Here is a 17,420-nt window from a genome sequence, read left to right as displayed (position 1 = left end):
CTCCGACACCCCTTCGGGGAAACCCGCAGGCCGGGCCGGAGAACGCCGACAGGCCCGACCCCGGACGCGTCGCGCCGGGGCCGGACCTGCCGGTCGGATCTGTGGTGTGTGCGGTCTGCCGGGGCCGTCAGGCGCCGGCGGCGCGGACCATGTCGGCCTGCGGACCCTTCTGACCCTGCGAGATCTCGAACTCGACCCGCTGGCCCTCTTCCAGGGTGCGGTAGCCGTCCATCTGGATCGCGCTGTAGTGGACGAACACGTCCGCTCCACCGTCGACCGCGATGAAGCCGTAGCCCTTCTCGGCGTTGAACCACTTGACGGTGCCCTGAGCCATTCCGAACTCCCCTTGTGCTGTGCTGGCCCTTCAGAGATCCGCGGGACGCGGACCCGGAGGTCTGGAAGACCGGCCTTGTGGGGATCCCCCCCGTACGGCGCAGCCTCTGTCGCGGCTGAATGTATCCGGATATGCGCCCTCTGCAACAGGCCCTAATTTCGCGGAAAGTCCTTGCCCCGCAGGGGATATGACGGGGCGAAAGGTATGCGGCGCGACAATTGCCACCGGGCATAACGGACGTGTCACCGCAAATCGCCGGAAGAATTCTGACGGCGGCCTTACAGATGGGGCGGTGAACGGTCCGGCGCATGTCTCGAAGCGCGGGACGGGGCGGGGCCGGCGCGAGGTGCGGTGCGGGGAAAAACGAGGATTGGAACGGGCCGTGGAGGGGAACGGCTTCCCCGGCACTCTACTCCCCCGGGGGTCCGGGAATTCCCGCGACCCGCCGGTCCGTAATCACGGCTGCCCGCATCCGGGAACAGGTGGCGGGCACAGTGCGCGAAGCCGCCGCCAGGCGGCTCGGAAATCGAATTCCGAGGCCTGACGGCGGCAGGGCGAATGCACGGGGCGGCGTCAGCAGCCGCCGGCCACCGCCGGAATGATCGACACCGAGGCGCCGTCCTTGATCTCGGTCTCCAGGCCCTCCGCGAAGCGCACGTCGTCGTCGTTGACGTACACGTTGACGAAGCGGCGCAGCTTGCCGGTGTCGTCCAGCAGGCGGGCCGCGATGCCCGCGTGGTTGGCCTCCAGGTCCGCGACGACGGCGGCCAGGGTGGCGCCCTCGGCGGTCACCTCGGCGGCGCCGCCGGTGTAGGTGCGGAGGATGGTGGGGATGCGGACGGTGGCGCTCATGGGGGGTGCTCCTCGGAAGACGTGGGGGATCAGGCGGAGGCGAGGCCGGCGGCGCGGAAGGACTCCAGCGTCGGGCGGATCACGGCGGTCATGCCGGAGTCGGCGACCGCGTCGAGGGTCTTCAGGCCGTCGCCGGTGTTGATCGCGACGGTCTCCTTGCTCGGGTCGAGCTGCCCGGTCTCGACCAGCTTCTTCAGCACGCCGACGGTGACGCCGCCGGCCGTCTCCGCGAAGATGCCCTCGGTACGGGCCAGCAGCCGGATCGCCTCGACCACCTCGGCGTCCGTGACGTCCTCGACGGCGCCGCCGGTGCGGCGGGCGATGTCGAGCACGTACGGGCCGTCGGCCGGGTTGCCGATCGCCAGCGACTTGGCGATGGTGTCCGGCTTGACCGGCTTGATCACGTCGCGGCCGGCCTTGAAGGCGGCGGAGACCGGGGAGCAGCCCTCGGCCTGGGCGCCGAAGATCTTGTACGGGCGGTCCTCGACCAGGCCGAGCTTGATCAGCTCCTGCAGGCCCTTGTCGATCTTGGTCAGCTGGGAGCCGGAGGCGATCGGGATGACGATCTGCTCGGGCAGCCGCCAGCCGAGCTGCTCGCAGATCTCGAACGCCAGGGTCTTGGAGCCCTCGCCGTAGTACGGGCGCAGGTTGACGTTGACGAAGCCCCAGCCCTCGCCGGCCGGGTCGCCGATCAGCTCCGAGCAGAACCGGTTCACGTCGTCGTAGTTGCCGTCGATGCCGACCAGCTCGCCGCCGTACACCCCGGCCATCACGACCTTGCCCTGCTCCAGGTCGTGCGGGATGAACACGCAGGACTTGAAGCCGGCCCGGGCCGCGGCGGCGCCGACCGCGCCCGCCAGGTTGCCGGTGGAGGAGCAGGACAGCGTGGTGAAGTCGAACGCCCGGGCGGCCTCGATCGCGCAGGCCACCACCCGGTCCTTGAAGGAGTGGGTGGGGTTGCCGGAGTCGTCCTTGATGTGCAGCTGCGCGGTGAAGCCCAGCTCGCGGCCCAGGTTGTCGGCCTTCACCAGCGGGGTCCAGCCCGGGTTCAGGTTCGGCTTGTCCGCGACGTCGGCGGGGACGGGCAGCAGCGGGGCGTAGCGCCAGATCGACGCCGGGCCGGCCTCGATCCGCTTGCGCAGCTCCTCGGCGTCGTGTCCCGCGTAGTCGTAGGCGATCTCCAGCGGGCCGAAGCACTCCAGGCAGGCGAAGCTCGGGCCGAGCGGGAAGCGGGTGCCGCACTCGCGACAGGACAGCGCGGTGGCCGGACCGAGGTCGACGGCGGCAGGTGCGGGGGTGTCAACAGCCATGGTGGCGAGGCCCTTTCTCCTCATCTTCCCCGGGTCGCGGTCGCGCCCGGGACGGAATTGGCACCTGTCCCGCCGGGCCTGCGAGGCCGCGCGGGAGGGTTGCCGGGACTTCGACGGGCCGTTCCCTCAGTCCCTCTGGATGAGCTCTGTGAAGTTGTGGTCGTACGCTGCGAGCGACCCCGACGTGCGAAGGTCCGACCGCAGTACGAAGACTGTAACCGAAGGCCCGTGCCGTCCAACCCCACCGTCCGACACCCGAGACGGACCGAGACAGGGAGCGAGATCTTGCCCGAGCAGCCCGAGCCCGGGGTCCTGCCGGAAGTGGCCGACTGGCTGCGCCGCCGGTCCTGGGCGGCCGCCGACCGACCGCTCGACCGGCTGCTCGCCGCCAAGCGCGCCGCCGGCCCGGCGGGCACCGTCAGCGTGGTGCTGCCCGCCCTCGACGAGGAGCCCACCGTCGGCGAGATCGTCACCGCGATCCGCACCGAGCTGATGGAACGCGTCCCGCTGGTCGACGAACTCCTGGTGGTCGACTCCGGCTCGGTGGACGGCACCGCCGCCGCCGCGGCCGCCGCCGGCGCCCGGGTGGTCCACCGGGACGCCATCCTGCCCCGGCTGCCCGCCGCCGCCGGCAAGGGCGAGGTGCTGTGGCGCTCGCTGCTCGCCAGCAGCGGCGCGATCGTCTGCTACATCGACGCCGACCTGCGCGAATTCGACCCGGCGTTCGTCTCCGGCATCGTCGGCCCGCTGCTCACCGACCCCGCCGTGCACCTGGTCAAGGCCATGTACGACCGCCCGTTCGAGACCGACGGCGCGATCGTCCCGGCCGGCGGCGGCCGGGTCACCGAACTGGTCGCCCGCCCGCTGCTCAACCTGCACTGGCCGCAGCTGGCCGGCTTCGTCCAGCCGCTCGGCGGCGAGTACGCGGCCCGCCGCAGCCTGCTCGAACGACTGCCCTTCCCGACCGGCTACGGCGTCGAACTCGGCCTGCTGGTGGACGCGTTGGAACTGGTCGGGCTGGACGCACTGGCCCAGGTCGACGTCGGCGTCCGGCACCACCGCCACCAGGACGGCCAGGCCCTCGGCCGGATGGCCGCCACCATCTACCGCACCGCCCTGGAACGCCTCGACCGCACCCACCGCCTCAAGGCCGACGCCGACCTGGTCCGCCCGCTGCTCACCCAGTACACCCGCACCGCCGCAGGCTTCACCCCCCGCACCCACCCCGTCGCCGCCACCGAACGCCCCCCGATGATCACCGTCCCGGAGTACCGCAACCGCTGACCACCCGCCCACATCCCGGGGAGGGGCCGTGATCGGTCGCAGAGGCCCGCCGATCGCCTTCGGCTTGCCGGGCACGGCCGGGCCGACCCCCCGCTGTTCACCCGGCGCAGGCCGCGCCGGGTGGTTTGGTCGGCTGATCACACGGCAAGGTTGGCTGTATGGCCGATCACGCGTCCGAACGCCCCACGCAGTCCGGAGCCGCCCCGATCCTGGTGGCCTCCAACCGCGGCCCGGTGTCCTTCCGCACGGAGGACGACGGCACGCTGAGCCTCCGCAGAGGCGGCGGCGGCCTGGTCTCCGGGCTCTCCGCGATCGACGACCCGAACGCCGTCTGGGTCTGCGCCGCCCTCTCCGACGCCGACCGCACCGCCGCCCGGCAGGCCCCCGACGGCCGCCTCGACCGGGCCGGCCACGACGTCGGCGGACAGGCCGTCCGCATGCTCGACATCGACCCGGAGACCTTCGCCCGCGCCTACAACGGCGTCGCCAACTCCACCCTGTGGTTCGTCCACCACCTGCTGTACGACATCCCCACCAAGCCCGCCTTCGACGCCGACTTCCGCGACGAATGGGCCGCCTACCGCGCCTACAACACCGCCTTCGCCGAAGCCCTCGCCACCGAAGCCGCCCCCGGCGCGGCCGTCCTGGTGCAGGACTACCACCTCTCACTGGCCCCCGCGCTGCTCCGCGAACTCCGCCCCGACCTGCGCATCGGCCACTTCTCGCACACCCCCTGGGCCCCGCCCGACTACTACCGGCTGCTGCCCGACGACATCGCCGCCGACGTCCTCCTCGGCATCCTCGGCGCCGACCGCGCCGCCTTCCTCACCCGCCGCTGGGCCCTCGCCTTCGCCGACTGCTGCGAAGCCGTCCTCGGCGCGAGCGTCGACCGCGACGTCCTCGCCGTCACGTACGCCGGCCGCACCACCCGGCTCGGCGTCCACGGACTCGGCGCCGACGGCGAGTTCCTGCGCGAACGCGCCCACCGGCCCGACGTGGACGAACGCCTCGCCGCCCTCCGCGAAGCCGTCGGCCACCGGCGCACCATCGTCCGGGTCGACCGCACCGAACTCAGCAAGAACATCGTCCGCGGCCTGCTCGCCTACCGGCACCTGCTCCGCACCCGCCCCGAATGGCGCGACCGGGTCGTCCACATCGCCTTCGCCTACCCCTCGCGGACCGACCTCGTCGAGTACCGCGACTACACCGCGGCGGTGCAGCGGATCGCCGAGGAGATCAACGCCGAGTTCGGCACCGCCGGCTGGCAGCCGCTCATCCTGCACGTCAACGACGACTTCCCCCGCTCCCTCGCCGCGTACCGCCTCGCCGACGTCGCCCTGGTCAACCCCGTCCGCGACGGCATGAACCTGGTCGCCAAGGAAGTCCCCGTCGTCTCCGACAACGGCTGCGCCCTCGTCCTCTCCCGCGAGGCCGGCGCCCACGCGGAACTCGCCGACGACGCGATCACCGTCAACCCCTTCGACGTCATCGCCACCGCGGACGCGCTGGCGCTGGCCCTCGCCATGCCCCACACCGACCGCGCCGACCGCACCAAACGCCTGGCCGCCGCAGCGACGGCGCTCCCGCCCCAGCAGTGGTTCCTCGACCAGCTGAACGCGCTGTAGACACCGGGGGCGAAACCAGGGAGAGCACAACCAGGGGCGCGGGGAACTGCGCGAAGGGGAACGCACCCGTCCGCAAGATCGCGACGCAGGACAATGACCTGCACGTGATCGCGACCTTGCGGACGTGGTGTGCGCTTGTCGCGCAGTTCCCCTCGCCCCTGTTTTCGCGCCCGCCTGCCGTCACACCCTCAACCGCGACGCCAACTCGTTCAGCAGGTCCACCACCCCCGCCGGCCCCGCCACCACCAGGTCCGCCCGGTCCGCCAGCTCGCGCACCGGCGCCTCGCCGGTGACCGGACCGCTGCAGACCAGCAGCCCGGGGTGCCCCTGCGCCCTCCGCCGGGCGACCTCCTCGTACGCGGCGATGTCCCCGAGGTCGTCGCCCGCGAACAGCACCGGGCCGGCCTCCCGTTCCGCCAGGAACTTCCGGAGCGCGACGCCCTTGTCGACGCCCGGCGGGCGGAGTTCGAGGACCATCCGCCCGGGCTCCACCACCAGGCCGTGGCGTTCGGCGAGTTCGGCCAGCGGCTCGCGCAGCCGGGCGAGCTCGCCGTCGGGGTCGTCCGCCCGCCGTGTGTGCACCGCCAGCGCCCGTTCCTTGTCCTCCACGGAGACGCCCTCCGCAGCCTTCAAGTCGCCCAGCAGTAGCGGGAGTTCGTCCCGCACGGCCGCCACCCCGGGCGGCGGCGGGGCGGCGGTGACGGCCCCGGTCCGCGCGTCCCAGCGTTCGGCGCCGTAGTGCCCGAGGACGGTGAGGTGCTCCAGGCCGGGGCTGGCGGCGAAGCCGCCGTACGCGGCGGCGGTGGCAGCGGGCCGCCCGGTCACGACGACGACCGAGCCGACCAGCGGCGCGAGCGCGGTGAGGGCGGGGACGACGCCGGGGTGGGCGCGGGCCTGCCCGGGGTCGCGGACGATCGGGGCGAGCGTGCCGTCGAAGTCGAGTCCCACGACCGCGGAGCGCGGGTCGGCGAGCAGGCCCGCCAGTCCGGTCCGCCCTGCCTGGGACGTGATCTGCTCAGCAATTCCCATGCCCCAGACGCTACCTGGCGCACGCCGCCGGCGGGCGTCTCTCACTGCCGGGCGTCACGCCGGTTCTCCCGCACCCGTCGCAGCCGGTTGACCAGGACGGGCTGGTGGGCGAGTGCCTCCGGCCGGTCGAGGAGGGCGTTGAGCAGTTGGTAGTAGCGGGTGGCGGAGATGCCGAGTTCCTGCCGGATCGCCTGTTCCTTGGCACCGGCGGTCCGCCACCCGCGTGCTTCCAGTTCGAGTACCGCCCGGTCGCGTTCGGTCAGTTCGGCCATGCGTCCAGGCTAAGCATCCCGACCGTCAGAGCACCAAAGGACGCCGGAGAGCCGAAGGACGTCAGCCCTTGCGGGCCCGCGACGACTCGGCCGCCGCCGCGGCCTGCAGGTCGCCGAGGACACTCTCGGCGCCCGGCCGCACGGCCTCGCCGATGCGCTGCTTGAGCATGCTGGAGACCTTGTCCCAGGAGGGGTCGCCGAGCGGGTAGAAGTTGGCGCTGGGCAGCGCGTTGAGGAACTCGGTGAGGTCCTTGTGGGCGGGGTTGGCGGACATCTCCTCAAGGGTGTCCTGGGTGACGGGCAGCATGTTGTACTGCTCGTCGAACTTGAGGGTGTTCTCCTTCGTGTAGACGAAGTTGAGGAACTTCTTGACCTCGGCCTTGTGCCCGTTCGCCTTGAACGCCATGACCCAGTCGGCGACGCCGAGGGTGGAGGGCTTGACGCCGATGTCCTTGCGCGGGATCACCGCGGTGCCGTACCGGATCTTTCCCGCGACGGCCTTGCTGACCAGTCCGGGGTGGCCGTTGAGCATGGCGGTCTTGCCGGAGGCGAAGTCGTTGAACGCGGTCTTGCGGTCGACCTTGGCCGGGTCGTCGTAGGTGAGGCGCTTCTCGACGAGGTTGGTGCGCAGCCAGCTGAAGGTGGAACGGTTCTGCGCGCTGTCGATGGTGTAGTTGCCGGCGTTGTCGGAGAGTCCGCCGCCGCCGCTCATGGTCCAGATCATCGCCTCGCCCTGGGCCTCCTCGGGGCCGAGCGGCAGCGCGTACGGGACGACGCCGGGGACCTTCGACTTGATCAGTTCGGCGTCGCGGCGCAGTTCGTCCCAGGTGGTGGGCGGGTTCGTGATGCCGGCCTTGTCGAAGTAGTCCTTGTTGTAGAAGAAGACCCGGCTGGAGGAGATGAACGGTATGCCGTACTGGCTGCCGAGCACCTGGCCGGCCTTGGCGAAGGAGTCGAGGAGGTTGACCTGGGTGCTGTTGGAGAGCACCTCGCCGGCCGGGTAGAGGCGGTCGGCGGCGACCTGGTCGGCGTAGCCGCCGGTCTGGGCGATGTCGGGGGTCTCGCCCTTGGCGATCAGGTCGGCGAGGTGCTTGTCGATGTCGGTCCAACCGACCACGTCGACATGGATCTTGATGCCGGAGTTGGCGGCCTCGAAGCGGCGGGCCAGGTCGTTCCAGTAGATCGCGCTGGAGTTGGTCTCGTTGTCGCCGTAGTCGGCTGCGACCAGGTTGAGCGTGACACCCCCCGACATGTCCAGGGCCCCGCAGCCGGTGAGCAGCAGGGATCCGACGATGGGCAGGGGGAGCAGCGCTGATCGCTTCACAGATGGACCGCTTTCATAGGGTGACAGCGTGACCCTGTCAGGTGACCGGTTTGCGGTCCAGACCTGTCCTGACGGAAGTTATCGAAGCGTCAGATCTTGTTGCGCTCAGCATGACGGACCGTCAGCGACTGTCCGGTAATGGGACATTCAAGCTTTCAGAACGGTGACCCCGGCGTCGGCGAAATCGGCTGCCAGACGGTCGTCGACCTGGTTGTCGGTGACCAGGGTGTGCACCCGGTCGAGGCCGCAGATCCGGGCGAAGGCGCGGTGGCCGAGCTTGGTGGAGTCGGCGGCGACCACCACCCGGCGGGCCCTCTCGGCGAGCAGTCGGTTGACCGCAGCCTCGCCCTCGTGGTGGGCGGTGGCGCCGTGGTCGGCGTCGATCGCGTCCACGCCGAGCACCGTGGTGTCCAGGGTGAGTTCGCCGAGCACCTGGGCGGCCAGCGGGCCGATCAGTTCGTAGGACTGCGGGCGGGCGACGCCGCCGGTGACGACGATCTTCACCTGGGGGCGGACCGTCAGTTCGTTGGCGATGTTGAGGGCGTTGGTGACGACGGTGAGGCTCTGGCCGTTCTCGGGGTGCTCGGCGAGGTCGGGGCGGACGGCGAGGGCGCGGGCCACTTCGGTGGTGGTGGTGCCGCCGTTCAGGCCGACCACCTCGCCGGGAGCGATCAGGCCGGCCACCAGGGCGCCGATCCGCTGCTTGGCGTCGGCGTTCCGGGCGGTCTTGTAGCGCAGCGGCAGGTCGTAGGAGACGCTGTGCGCCACCGCGCCGCCCCGGGTGCGGGTGACCATCTGCTGGCGGGCCAGCTGGTCGAGGTCGCGCCGGATGGTCGCGGCCGAGACGTCCAGCGCGCCGGCCGCCTCCTCGACGTCCAATTTGCCGTGCTCGGCCAGCAGTTCCAGCAGTGCGTTCCACCGCTCGTACCTGGACATCGTTCCGCTCCTTCCACACCCGCCGACGCGCGCCCCCGCGGCCGGTCGGGACAGCTTGGCACACCCCGGTCATGGCCCATGCATTGCGCAGTGATGCGCGAAACGGCTATAAAACAATCAGCTTTGCGCACCCCCATGGTGCACACGTCCTCACGTACAGCCACCCGCAGGCAGTCATAAGGAGTCCGCACCCATGCCGCACCTGTCCCTGACCGGCGAGGAGATCGCCACCCAGCCCGAGAACTGGCGCACCGCCGCGGCGCTGGCGGCGAGCGGCCCGACCGGCCTGCCGCAGCGCGGCGAGCGCGTGGCCGTGGTCGGCTGCGGCACCTCGTGGTTCATGGCGCAGGCGTACGCCGCGCTGCGCGAGTCCGGCGGCCACGGCGAGACCGACGCCTTCGCCGCCTCCGAGTTCCCGCACGGCCGCCGCTACGACCGGGTGCTGGCGATCACCCGCTCCGGCACCACCACCGAGGTGCTGCGGCTGCTCGCCGACACCGACCTGCCGAGCACCGCGATCACCGCCTGCGTCGACCAGCCGGTCGCCGCGGACGCCGGCCACCTGATCGACCTGGGCTTCGCCGACGAGCGCTCGGTGGTGCAGACCCGCTTCGCCACCACCGTGCTGGCCCTGCTCCGCGCCCACCTGGAGCTGGAGGAGGCCCGCCCGGCGGGTGTCGCCACCGTCGCCGAGGCCGCCGCGGACGCCGAGCGCGCCGTCGCCTGGCAGGTGCCGCAGGAGCTGGTCGAGCTGGAGCAGATCTCCTTCCTCGGCACCGGCTGGACCAACGGCCTGGCGCAGGAGGCCGGGCTGAAGATGCGCGAGGCCGCGCTGGCCTGGACCGAGGCGTACCCGGCGATGGAGTACCGGCACGGCCCGATCTCGATCACCGCTCCGGGACGCGCCGCGTGGGCGTTCGGCGCGCTGCCGGTCGGCCTGGCCGACGAGGTGGCGGCGGTCGGCGGCCGGCTGCTGGCCGACTCCGGCGCGGACGGCCTGGACCCGCTGGCCGACCTGGTCCGGGTGCACAAGCTGGCCGTCGCGGTGGCCGAGCACCGCGGTCTGAACCCGGACGAGCCGCGCAACCTGACCCGCTCGATCGTCCTGGCCTGACCGCCCGCCAAGGCCCCGAATACCCCCAGGAGTCGGCAAAGAGCGACAAAGCTCACCTCTCAGGACCAGACCAATCGATCGACTGGACTAGACCTCTTCGACCTGGCCAAGGGAAACTGTCCCCCGTGAAGCACGTCATCGCACTCGATGTAGGCGGCACCGGCATGAAAGCCGCGCTGGTCGCCCAGGACGGCTCCGTGCTGTACGAAGCACGCCGACCGACCGGGCGGGAGCACGGCACTGATGCCGTCGTCGCCACCATCCTCGACTTCGCCGCCGACCTGGCGCAGGAGGGCCGCACCCGATTCGGTGCCGCCCCCCTAGCGGCAGGCGTCGCCGTGCCGGGAACGATCGACGAGAAGAACGGGATCGCGGTCTTCTCCGCCAACCTCGGCTGGCGGGACCTGCCGATGCGCAAGCTGCTCGGCGAGCGCCTCGGCAACATCCCGGTCGCTCTCGGCCACGACGTCCGGTCCGGCGGGCTCGCCGAGGGCCGGATCGGCGCCGGTCGGGGGGTCGACCGTTTCCTGTTCGTCGCGCTCGGCACCGGCATCGCCGGCGCGATCGGGATCGGCGGCACGATCGAGGCCGGCGCCCACGGCTACGGCGGCGAGATCGGGCACGTGGTGGTCCGCCCCGGCGGCCCGCAGTGCGGCTGCGGCGCCCGCGGCTGCCTGGAGACCCTGGCCTCCGCCTCGGCGGTGTCCCGGGCCTGGGCCGAGGCCGTCGGCGACCCGGCCGCCGACGCCGCCGACTGCGCGCTGGCGGTCGAGACCGGCGACCCGACGGCCCTGGCGGTCTGGCAGAACGCGGTGGACGCGCTCGCCGACGGCATCGTGCTGGCGCAGAGCCTGCTCGACCCGTCGACGGTGATCGTCGGCGGCGGGCTGGCGGAGGCCGGTGACACCCTCTTCACGCCGCTGCGCGCCGCGGTGACCGAGCGCCTGACCTTCCAGATGCCCCCGAAGGTCGTTCCGGCCATGCTCAAAGACACCGCCGCGTCCCTGGGCGCAGGTTTGCTCGCCTGGGATCTGCTCTCCATGGAGGTGACCGCGTGACCGCGGACCGAACTGCACTGGCCGGAGCCCGACTGGTCCTGCCCGGCGGGGTGATCGAAGGCGGCCGGCTCACGGTCGGGGGAACCCGCATCGCCGACCTCGGCGGCGACCCGCTGCCCGGTGACCTCGACCTGACCGGGTACACCGTCGTCCCCGGCTTCGTCGACCTGCACGTGCACGGCGGCGGCGGCGCCTCGTACGCCTCCGGTATCGCCGAGGAGGCGCTCACCGCCGCCCGCACGCACCTGGAACACGGCACCACCACGACGATGGCCTCCACCGTCACCGGCGAGATCGACGAGGTCTGCCGCCAGGCGGCCGTGCTCTCCGAACTCGTCGAGGACGGCGTCCTGGCCGGCATCCACTTCGAGGGCCCGTTCATCTCGCACAACCGGTGCGGCGCCCACCGCCCCGACCTGCTGCGCGACCCCGACCCGGCGCTGGTGCGCAAGCTCGCCGACGCCGCCCGCGGCCACGCGAAGATGTTCACCCTCGCCCCGGAACTGCCGGGCGGCCTGGAGTCCGTCCGGATGCTCGCCGACCAGGGCATCATCGCCGCCGTCGGCCACACCGACTCCGACTACACGATCACCCTGGAGGCGATCGACGCCGGAGCCACCGTCGCCACCCACCTGTTCAACGCGATGCCGGGCATCCAGCACCGCGCGCCCGGCCCGATCGTGGCGCTGCTGGAGGACGAGCGGGTCACCGTCGAGCTGATCAACGACGGCATCCACCTGCACCCCTCGGTGCTCGAACTCGCCTACGGCACGGCCGGCGCCGAGCGCGTCGCGCTGATCACCGACGCGATGGGCGCGGCCGGCATGGGCGACGGCCTGTACCCGCTCGGCCCGCTCCAGGTCCGGGTCGAGGACGGCGTCGCCCGCCTCGTCGAGGGCGGCTCCATCGCCGGCTCCACCCTCACCCTGGACGTCGCCTTCCGGCGCGCCGTCACCGTGCTCGGCCTGTCGCTGAACCAGGCCGTCACCTCGCTGTCCACCGTCCCGGCCCGGCTGATGGGCCTGGCCGACACCCTCGGCACCCTGGAGGCAGGCAAGAACGCCGACCTGGTCGTCCTCGAATCCGACACCTACGAGCTCGCCGCCGTGATGCGCCGCGGCGAGTGGATCGTCGGCGCGGACCGCTTCACCGGGGCCGGCAACCCGGCCTGACCCGGCACCGCCCGCGAGGGCGGCTCTGCACGGGGGGTGAGCAGCGGAACCTGCGCCTCGTTGCTCACCCCACCCGGAGACCTCCTTGCCGCTCGCCGCTACTTCCGACCTGCTCGCGTCCGCCGCCGCCGACCGGCGCGGACTGCCCGCCTTCAACGTGATCACCCTGGAGCACGCCGAGGCGATCGCCGCCGGCGCCGAAGCCGCGGGGACGCCCGTCGTGCTCCAGCTCAGCCAGAACGCGATCGCCTACCGCGGCGGCCGCCTGCTGCCGATCGCCCGGGCCTGCGCGGAGATCGCCGCCGCCGCCCGCGTCCCCGTCTCGCTCCACCTCGACCACTGCGAGGACTTCGAGCTGCTGCGCGCGGCCCCCGCCGCCGGGTTCTCCTCCGCGATGTTCGACGCCTCCGCGCTGCCGCACGACGAGAACGTCAAGGCCACCGCCGAGGCCGCCGTCTGGGCGCACCGGCACGGCCTGCACCTGGAGGCCGAACTGGGCCGGGTCGGCGGCAAGGACGGCGAGCCGCCGCTGTCCGCGCACGCGCCCGGCGCCCGCACCGACCCGGCGGAGGCGGCCCGGTACGTCGCCGACACCGCCGTGGACGCGCTGGCCGTCGCCGTCGGCTCCTCGCACGCGATGACCTCGCGCACCGCCGCCCTCGACCTCGACCTGATCGGCGACCTGGCCGCCGCCGTCCCCGTCCCGCTGGTCCTGCACGGCAGCTCCGGCGTCCCCGACGAGCTGCTCACCGCGGCCGTCGCGGCCGGCATGGTGAAGATCAACATCGGCACGGCGCTCAACCTGGCCTACACCGCCGCCGTCCGCGAGCACCTGGCCGCCCACCCCGCCGCCACCGACCCGCGCAAGTACCTCACCGCCGCCCGGGACGCGATGACCCGCACCGTCGAACAGCTGTCCCGGGTGGTCGCCGGCCGCTGACACGCCGACGGGGGCGCCGGAGTGTTCCCCGGCGCCCCCGTCGCGATGGTCACTTGGCGGGGTACTTCTCCACCGAGAACGGCGTCACCGCGATCTGGTCGAGCAGCACCGTGCCCGCACCGGCCGGCAGGGTCACCGTGATGGTGTTGGAACCGGCCTGCAGGTCCGGCCATATGTTGGTGCTGTACCAGGACTGCGCGGGGTCCTGGTTCCCACCCTTCGAGTAGTTCTTGAAGGTCACGCCGCCCGAGTGCTCCTTGCCGTTCACCGTGACCTGCGCGGGCTGGTCGGCGCCGGTGTTGTTGAAGTGCAGCCAGACCTTGGTCCGCCCGGCGGCGTCCCAGTTGACCGTCCAGGTGACCGACGAACCGCCTTGCAGCGTCAGGTACTTGCCGTCCCCGGAGGACGCGCCCTTGACCGCCGCGTCGAGGTTCGCGCCCTGCGCCTGCAGCGTGGAGGCGTCGCCGATCGGCTCGTTGGCGGCGCTCGGGCTGGGCGCGGGGCTGGACGGGCCCGGGGAGCTCGGCTCGGCCGGGGCGGACGGGCTGTGGCTGTTGCCGGCGGCCTGTCCCTTGCCGCCGGCGTCCGGGTCGCCGGTGGAGAGGGCGACGCCCGCGCCGATGGCGATCGCGGCGACCACCGCGACGGCGCCGATCACGGTGGCCTTGCCGCGGCCGGCCGGCCGGTCCTCACCGGGGCGGGGCCGGGAGCGCTCGGCGTACCGCGACTGCTGCGGCAGCGCGGTGGTCTCCTGCCCGGGCGCGGCGCCGGGCCCGGCCTGCGGGTGCCCGGGGCCGGCGGGCGGCGGGGTCTGCGAGTACGCGGGCCGCTCGCCGTAGGTGGCGCGGCCGACCTCCATCGGACGGCTGTAGCCGGTGGGCCGCTCGGCCACGGGCTGCTCGCCCTCGGCGGGACGGTAGAGGTACGCGAACGGGTCGTCCTCGCCCGCGCCGTCGTTGTTACCGGCGGTCGTCACGGTCAACTCCCCAGGACTGGATGCTCTCGTACCCAGGGCACCCTACCTGTCGCCTTTCGGCCAGGACCAAGCGGTTCAGCCGGCCGCGCGGTTCAGCCCGCCGCGCGGTTCAGCCCGCCCGGCGGTGCGAGCGCTCGCCGCGCGAGCCGCGGGCCGTGCCGCCGCGGGTGCGCTTCTCGTCGTACATCCGCTCGTCCGCGGAGTGCAGCACCTCGTCGATGCTCATGCCGCAGCCGGCCCAGCCGATGCCGAGGCTGACGCCGACCCGGACGGCCCGGTTGTCGATCCGCATCGGCGGCAGGATGGCGCTGCGCAGTCGCCCGGCGAGTTCCTTGGCCTCCTCGCGGCCGATGGCGTCGGCCAGCACGACGAACTCGTCGCCGCTCATCCGGGCCACCGTGTCGCCCTCCCGGACGACCTGCTGGAGCCGGCGGGCGATCTCGATCAGCACGGCGTCGCCGGCGTTGTGGCCGTAGCGGTCGTTGACCAGCTTGAAGCCGTCGAGGTCGCAGTAGAGGACGGCGAGGCCCTTCTCCGGGCCGGGGCGGCGGTGGCCGTGCCAGGGCTCGCCGCCCGACGGGTCGGCGGGGACGACGGCGTGCACGTGGTGCGCGGCGGTGGCGTCGTGGCGGAGCATCTCACCGGCCGCGAAGGCCTCCCGGTCGCGCTCCAGGGCCTCGTCGGGGGGCGGGTAGCCGTGCGCCAGGGTGACGGGGCCGCCGGGCGCCGGCGGGCCGTTCTGGACGGCGCCTGAGGGCGGGTGGCCGGTGTCGGGCGGCCCGCCGGGGGCGGGCAGCTGGGGCCGGGAACAGAGCCGGCGGGCGAGCCGGGACCGCAGCTCGGCGCCGTTGGGCAGGCCGGTGAGGGCGTCGTGGCTGGCCCGGTGGGCGAGCTGGAGCTCGTGCCGCTTGCGGTCCTCGATGTCCTCGACGTGGGTGAGCAGGAAGCTGGGGCCCTCGGTGGCGTCGGCGACCACCGAGTTGCGCAGGCACACCCACTGGAAGCCGCCGTCGCGGCGGGACAGCCGCAGTTCGGCGCGTCCGCCCTCGGCGCTGGTGCGCAGCAGCAGCGCCAGGTCGTCGGGGTGGACCAGGTCGACGAAGCGCTGCTGGCGCAGGGTGGCCCGGGGGCGGCCGAGCAGCCTGCACAGCGCGTCGTTGACGCGGGTGAGCTGCCCGGTGCCGTCGCCGTGCAGTTCGGTGATGGCCATGCCGCTGGGGGCGTACTCGAAGGCCTGCCGAAAGGATTCCTCGCTGGCCCGCAGGGCCTGCTGCTCCTTCTCCAGGCGGGCCAGGGCGCGCTGCATCTCGGCCCGCAGCCGGGCGTTGCCGATGGCTATGGAGGCCTGCAGGGAGAACATCTCCAGCGCCTCGCGGGTCCACGCGCCGGGCCGCTTGCCGCTGCGCGGTCGGTCCACCGAGAGGATGCCGAGCAGGTCGCCGCCGGCGCTGTACATGGGCGCGAGCAGGACGTCGGCGGGGTGCCAGTCGTTGTCGTAGACGGGCAGCGGGCCGTCGCCGGTCCAGGTGGGGATGTCGGTGCCGATGGCCCAGCCGCGGTCGTACGGGAGGAAGCGCAGGGTGCCCCAGTGGTCGGCGACCTGGAGCATCCGGTCCCAGGACTCGCGGGAGCCGACCTGGCCGAGCAGCACGGAGGGCCCGCCGAAGGTGCTCTCCTCGATCTCCCAGACGGCGGCGATCACCAGGTCCCCGTCGGGCCGCACCAGACTGACCGCGGCGGCGTCGAACCCGAGCCCGTGGACCGCTCCCTCGACGACCGCCTGGAGGGTTCCCGCCAGGCTCCGGGCAGCGTTGAGGTCCGCCACGACCCGGTGCAAGGTGCGGAGGGTCGCGAGGCGGACGTAGGGCTCCGACTCGGCTTCCATGCGGGGGCTCCCCGGCTGCTTCGGATGGTTCTTGAGAGGTGTCGTCCGATTGCCAGAAGAACTGAATCACAGCGAGCACTTCGATAGGCACGCTCGGTCAGCAATAGGCTGTCAGTGTGACTCAAATCACATAATGATCAAGTGATGATCGTATTCGGAAACGGCAGGGAACGACAGGACGCCCGGCAGGCGACTTCCGACGGCACACCACCCCCACGCTCGGCCCAGCGACCGATCCGACCTACGACCAGGGCCCGATACCGCTGCGCCCGCGCGGAGACTACCGTGCGGTACGTGTACAGCTCCCCACAGTCCCCCGCCTCCCCCGCCGCGCCCGCCCCCGTTGCCGACGCCGACGCCACTCCCGAGGAGTTCCGCGCCGCCCTCGGCCAACTGGCCGCCGGCGTCTCGCTGGTGACCGTGCACGACCCCGAGGACGGCGAGGACGTCGGCATGACCGCCACCTCGTTCCTGTCGGTGTCGCTGGAGCCGCCGCTGGTGCTGGTCTCGGTGCGCGAGGACTCCCGGATGGACGACCTGCTCGCCCGGGCCGAGACCTGGGCGGTCTCGCTGCTCGGCGAGGAGCACCGCACACTGGCCTCCCGGTTCGCCATGAAGGGCCGGCTCAGCGACCGCCTGCTGTTCGCCGACGCCGCCTGGCAGCGCGGCCCGCACTCCGGCGCCCCGCTGATCGACGGCGCGCTCGCCACCGTCGAGTGCCGCACCGAACAGCGCATCCCGGCCGGCGACCACACCCTGGTGCTCGGCCGCGTCCTGGCCGCGCGAGTCCCCGCCCCGGCCGCCCGACCGCTGGTCTACTTCCGCTCCGGCTACCGCCAACTCGGCTGAGCCGAAGCAGCCGGGGCCGGACAGGCCCTAGTCGGGCTTGACCCGGCCCCGCCCCTGCTTCAGCGTGGCGCGGTGCCGCTTGTTCTCCAGCCGCCGCTCGATCATGCCCCGGGTGGGCTTGGTGGCCCGCCTGGTCTTCGGCGGCGGCGCGGTGGCCTCGCCCAGCAGCGACGCCAGCCGGGCGGCCGCGACCTCGCGGTTGCGCCACTGCGAGCGGTGCTCGGAGGCGCGCACCACCAGCACCCCGTCGACCAGCCGCGAGGCCAGCCGCTCCAGGGCGCGGTCCTTCCACACCGGCGGCAGCGCGTCGGAGGCGGCGAGATCCCAGCGCAGCTCGACCTTGCTGTCGGAAGTGTTGACGTGCTGGCCGCCGGGGCCGGAGGAACGGGAGAAGCGCCAGACGAGCTCGGCGTCGGGTACGACCACCGAACCCCGTACGCGCACGGGCTCAGTCATGCCG

17 protein-coding genes and 1 riboswitch are annotated in these 17,420 nt (G+C 72.7%); of the genes, 7 read left to right on the top strand and 10 right to left on the bottom strand.

Annotated features, from left to right (window positions below; translation table 11 throughout):
- Window positions 1-127 precede the first annotated feature (127 nt).
- The 3 genes from ACFV4P_RS30625 to thrC form a co-directional block, all read right to left on the bottom strand.
- Window positions 128-334 (bottom strand): cold-shock protein, encoded by a 207-nt coding sequence (locus ACFV4P_RS30625; protein ID WP_014137493.1) that lies wholly within the window; start codon window positions 332-334, stop codon window positions 128-130.
- A 573-nt stretch (window positions 335-907) separates the two neighbouring features.
- Complete coding sequence (locus ACFV4P_RS30620; RefSeq protein WP_380476672.1) at window positions 908-1,186, bottom strand: MoaD/ThiS family protein; 279 nt, start codon at window positions 1,184-1,186, stop codon at window positions 908-910.
- 29 nt (window positions 1,187-1,215) lie between these two features.
- The gene (thrC, locus tag ACFV4P_RS30615) at window positions 1,216-2,496 is read right to left on the bottom strand and encodes a threonine synthase (protein ID WP_380476670.1); all 1,281 of its coding nucleotides are present in this window, start codon (window positions 2,494-2,496) and stop codon (window positions 1,216-1,218) included.
- Window positions 2,497-2,513: 17 nt separating this feature from the next.
- Window positions 2,514-2,642, bottom strand: a riboswitch (SAM riboswitch).
- Window positions 2,643-2,781: 139 nt separating this feature from the next.
- Between thrC and ACFV4P_RS30610 the strand changes: the two genes are divergently transcribed.
- The gene (locus ACFV4P_RS30610; RefSeq protein ID WP_380476668.1) at window positions 2,782-3,780 is read left to right on the top strand and encodes a glucosyl-3-phosphoglycerate synthase; all 999 of its coding nucleotides are present in this window, start codon (window positions 2,782-2,784) and stop codon (window positions 3,778-3,780) included.
- Between the two features lie 158 nt (window positions 3,781-3,938).
- The gene (locus tag ACFV4P_RS30605) at window positions 3,939-5,405 is read left to right on the top strand and encodes a trehalose-6-phosphate synthase (RefSeq protein WP_380476666.1); all 1,467 of its coding nucleotides are present in this window, start codon (window positions 3,939-3,941) and stop codon (window positions 5,403-5,405) included.
- Window positions 5,406-5,585: 180 nt separating this feature from the next.
- Here the strand turns inward: ACFV4P_RS30605 and otsB are convergent, their stop codons facing one another.
- From otsB to ACFV4P_RS30585, 4 genes are all read right to left on the bottom strand, one after another.
- A complete protein-coding gene (gene otsB, locus ACFV4P_RS30600; protein ID WP_380476664.1) occupies window positions 5,586-6,434 on the bottom strand; it encodes a trehalose-phosphatase in 849 nt (282 codons plus the stop codon).
- A 41-nt stretch (window positions 6,435-6,475) separates the two neighbouring features.
- Window positions 6,476-6,706: a DUF3263 domain-containing protein gene (locus ACFV4P_RS30595; RefSeq protein WP_073811576.1), complete on the bottom strand. Its 231-nt coding sequence runs from the start codon at window positions 6,704-6,706 to the stop codon at window positions 6,476-6,478.
- Between the two features lie 61 nt (window positions 6,707-6,767).
- Window positions 6,768-8,030 carry an extracellular solute-binding protein gene (locus ACFV4P_RS30590; protein WP_380476661.1) on the bottom strand — a complete coding sequence of 421 codons (1,263 nt, stop codon included), beginning with the start codon at window positions 8,028-8,030 and terminating at the stop codon, window positions 6,768-6,770.
- A 147-nt stretch (window positions 8,031-8,177) separates the two neighbouring features.
- Window positions 8,178-8,966, bottom strand: coding sequence for a DeoR/GlpR family DNA-binding transcription regulator (locus ACFV4P_RS30585; RefSeq protein WP_073811578.1), 789 nt, complete (start codon window positions 8,964-8,966; stop codon window positions 8,178-8,180).
- Window positions 8,967-9,159: 193 nt separating this feature from the next.
- Between ACFV4P_RS30585 and ACFV4P_RS30580 the strand changes: the two genes are divergently transcribed.
- The 4 genes from ACFV4P_RS30580 to ACFV4P_RS30565 all read left to right on the top strand — a co-directional run bounded on the left by ACFV4P_RS30580 (window position 9,160) and on the right by ACFV4P_RS30565 (window position 13,250).
- The gene (locus ACFV4P_RS30580) at window positions 9,160-10,080 is read left to right on the top strand and encodes an SIS domain-containing protein (RefSeq protein WP_380476659.1); all 921 of its coding nucleotides are present in this window, start codon (window positions 9,160-9,162) and stop codon (window positions 10,078-10,080) included.
- A gap of 125 nt (window positions 10,081-10,205) precedes the next feature.
- Window positions 10,206-11,138 (top strand): ROK family protein, encoded by a 933-nt coding sequence (locus tag ACFV4P_RS30575; RefSeq protein WP_380476657.1) that lies wholly within the window; start codon window positions 10,206-10,208, stop codon window positions 11,136-11,138.
- On the top strand, window positions 11,135-12,310 hold the full coding sequence (nagA, locus tag ACFV4P_RS30570) for an N-acetylglucosamine-6-phosphate deacetylase (protein ID WP_380476655.1): 1,176 nt from the start codon (window positions 11,135-11,137) through the stop codon (window positions 12,308-12,310). Before ACFV4P_RS30575 ends, nagA begins: the two co-directional genes overlap by 4 nt.
- 85 nt (window positions 12,311-12,395) lie before the next feature.
- Complete coding sequence (locus ACFV4P_RS30565) at window positions 12,396-13,250, top strand: ketose-bisphosphate aldolase (protein ID WP_380476653.1); 855 nt, start codon at window positions 12,396-12,398, stop codon at window positions 13,248-13,250.
- 49 nt (window positions 13,251-13,299) lie between these two features.
- Here the strand turns inward: ACFV4P_RS30565 and ACFV4P_RS30560 are convergent, their stop codons facing one another.
- The gene (locus ACFV4P_RS30560) at window positions 13,300-14,226 is read right to left on the bottom strand and encodes a hypothetical protein (protein WP_380476651.1); all 927 of its coding nucleotides are present in this window, start codon (window positions 14,224-14,226) and stop codon (window positions 13,300-13,302) included.
- A 109-nt stretch (window positions 14,227-14,335) separates the two neighbouring features.
- Window positions 14,336-16,111, bottom strand: coding sequence for a diguanylate cyclase domain-containing protein (locus ACFV4P_RS30555; RefSeq protein ID WP_380476649.1), 1,776 nt, complete (start codon window positions 16,109-16,111; stop codon window positions 14,336-14,338).
- A gap of 294 nt (window positions 16,112-16,405) precedes the next feature.
- Between ACFV4P_RS30555 and ACFV4P_RS30550 the strand changes: the two genes are divergently transcribed.
- Window positions 16,406-16,960, top strand: coding sequence for a flavin reductase family protein (locus ACFV4P_RS30550; protein ID WP_380476647.1), 555 nt, complete (start codon window positions 16,406-16,408; stop codon window positions 16,958-16,960).
- A 27-nt stretch (window positions 16,961-16,987) separates the two neighbouring features.
- On the opposite strand, the gene arfB is transcribed toward ACFV4P_RS30550, so the two are convergent.
- Complete coding sequence (arfB, locus tag ACFV4P_RS30545; protein WP_380476645.1) at window positions 16,988-17,416, bottom strand: alternative ribosome rescue aminoacyl-tRNA hydrolase ArfB; 429 nt, start codon at window positions 17,414-17,416, stop codon at window positions 16,988-16,990.
- Between the last annotated feature and the right edge of the window lie 4 nt (window positions 17,417-17,420).

The sequence above is a fragment of the Kitasatospora sp. NPDC059795 genome, assembly GCF_042732175.1.
Lineage (GTDB): Bacteria > Actinomycetota > Actinomycetes > Streptomycetales > Streptomycetaceae > Kitasatospora.
This window is presented reverse-complemented; position numbering and strand designations above follow the sequence as displayed.

Bases quoted from the DNA above. Each gene is read 5' to 3' on its own strand.
- ACFV4P_RS30625 (WP_014137493.1), bottom strand. From the start codon at position 334: ATGGCTCAGGGCACCGTCAAGTGGTTCAACGCCGAGAAGGGCTACGGC.
- ACFV4P_RS30620 (WP_380476672.1), bottom strand. From the start codon at position 1,186: ATGAGCGCCACCGTCCGCATCCCCACCATCCTCCGCACCTACACCGGC.
- thrC (WP_380476670.1), bottom strand. From the start codon at position 2,496: ATGGCTGTTGACACCCCCGCACCTGCCGCCGTCGACCTCGGTCCGGCC.
- ACFV4P_RS30605 (WP_380476666.1), top strand. From the start codon at position 3,939: ATGGCCGATCACGCGTCCGAACGCCCCACGCAGTCCGGAGCCGCCCCG.
- otsB (WP_380476664.1), bottom strand. From the start codon at position 6,434: ATGGGAATTGCTGAGCAGATCACGTCCCAGGCAGGGCGGACCGGACTG.
- ACFV4P_RS30595 (WP_073811576.1), bottom strand. From the start codon at position 6,706: ATGGCCGAACTGACCGAACGCGACCGGGCGGTACTCGAACTGGAAGCA.
- ACFV4P_RS30585 (WP_073811578.1), bottom strand. From the start codon at position 8,966: ATGTCCAGGTACGAGCGGTGGAACGCACTGCTGGAACTGCTGGCCGAG.
- ACFV4P_RS30580 (WP_380476659.1), top strand. From the start codon at position 9,160: ATGCCGCACCTGTCCCTGACCGGCGAGGAGATCGCCACCCAGCCCGAG.
- ACFV4P_RS30555 (WP_380476649.1), bottom strand. From the start codon at position 16,111: ATGGAAGCCGAGTCGGAGCCCTACGTCCGCCTCGCGACCCTCCGCACC.
- arfB (WP_380476645.1), bottom strand. From the start codon at position 17,416: ATGACTGAGCCCGTGCGCGTACGGGGTTCGGTGGTCGTACCCGACGCC.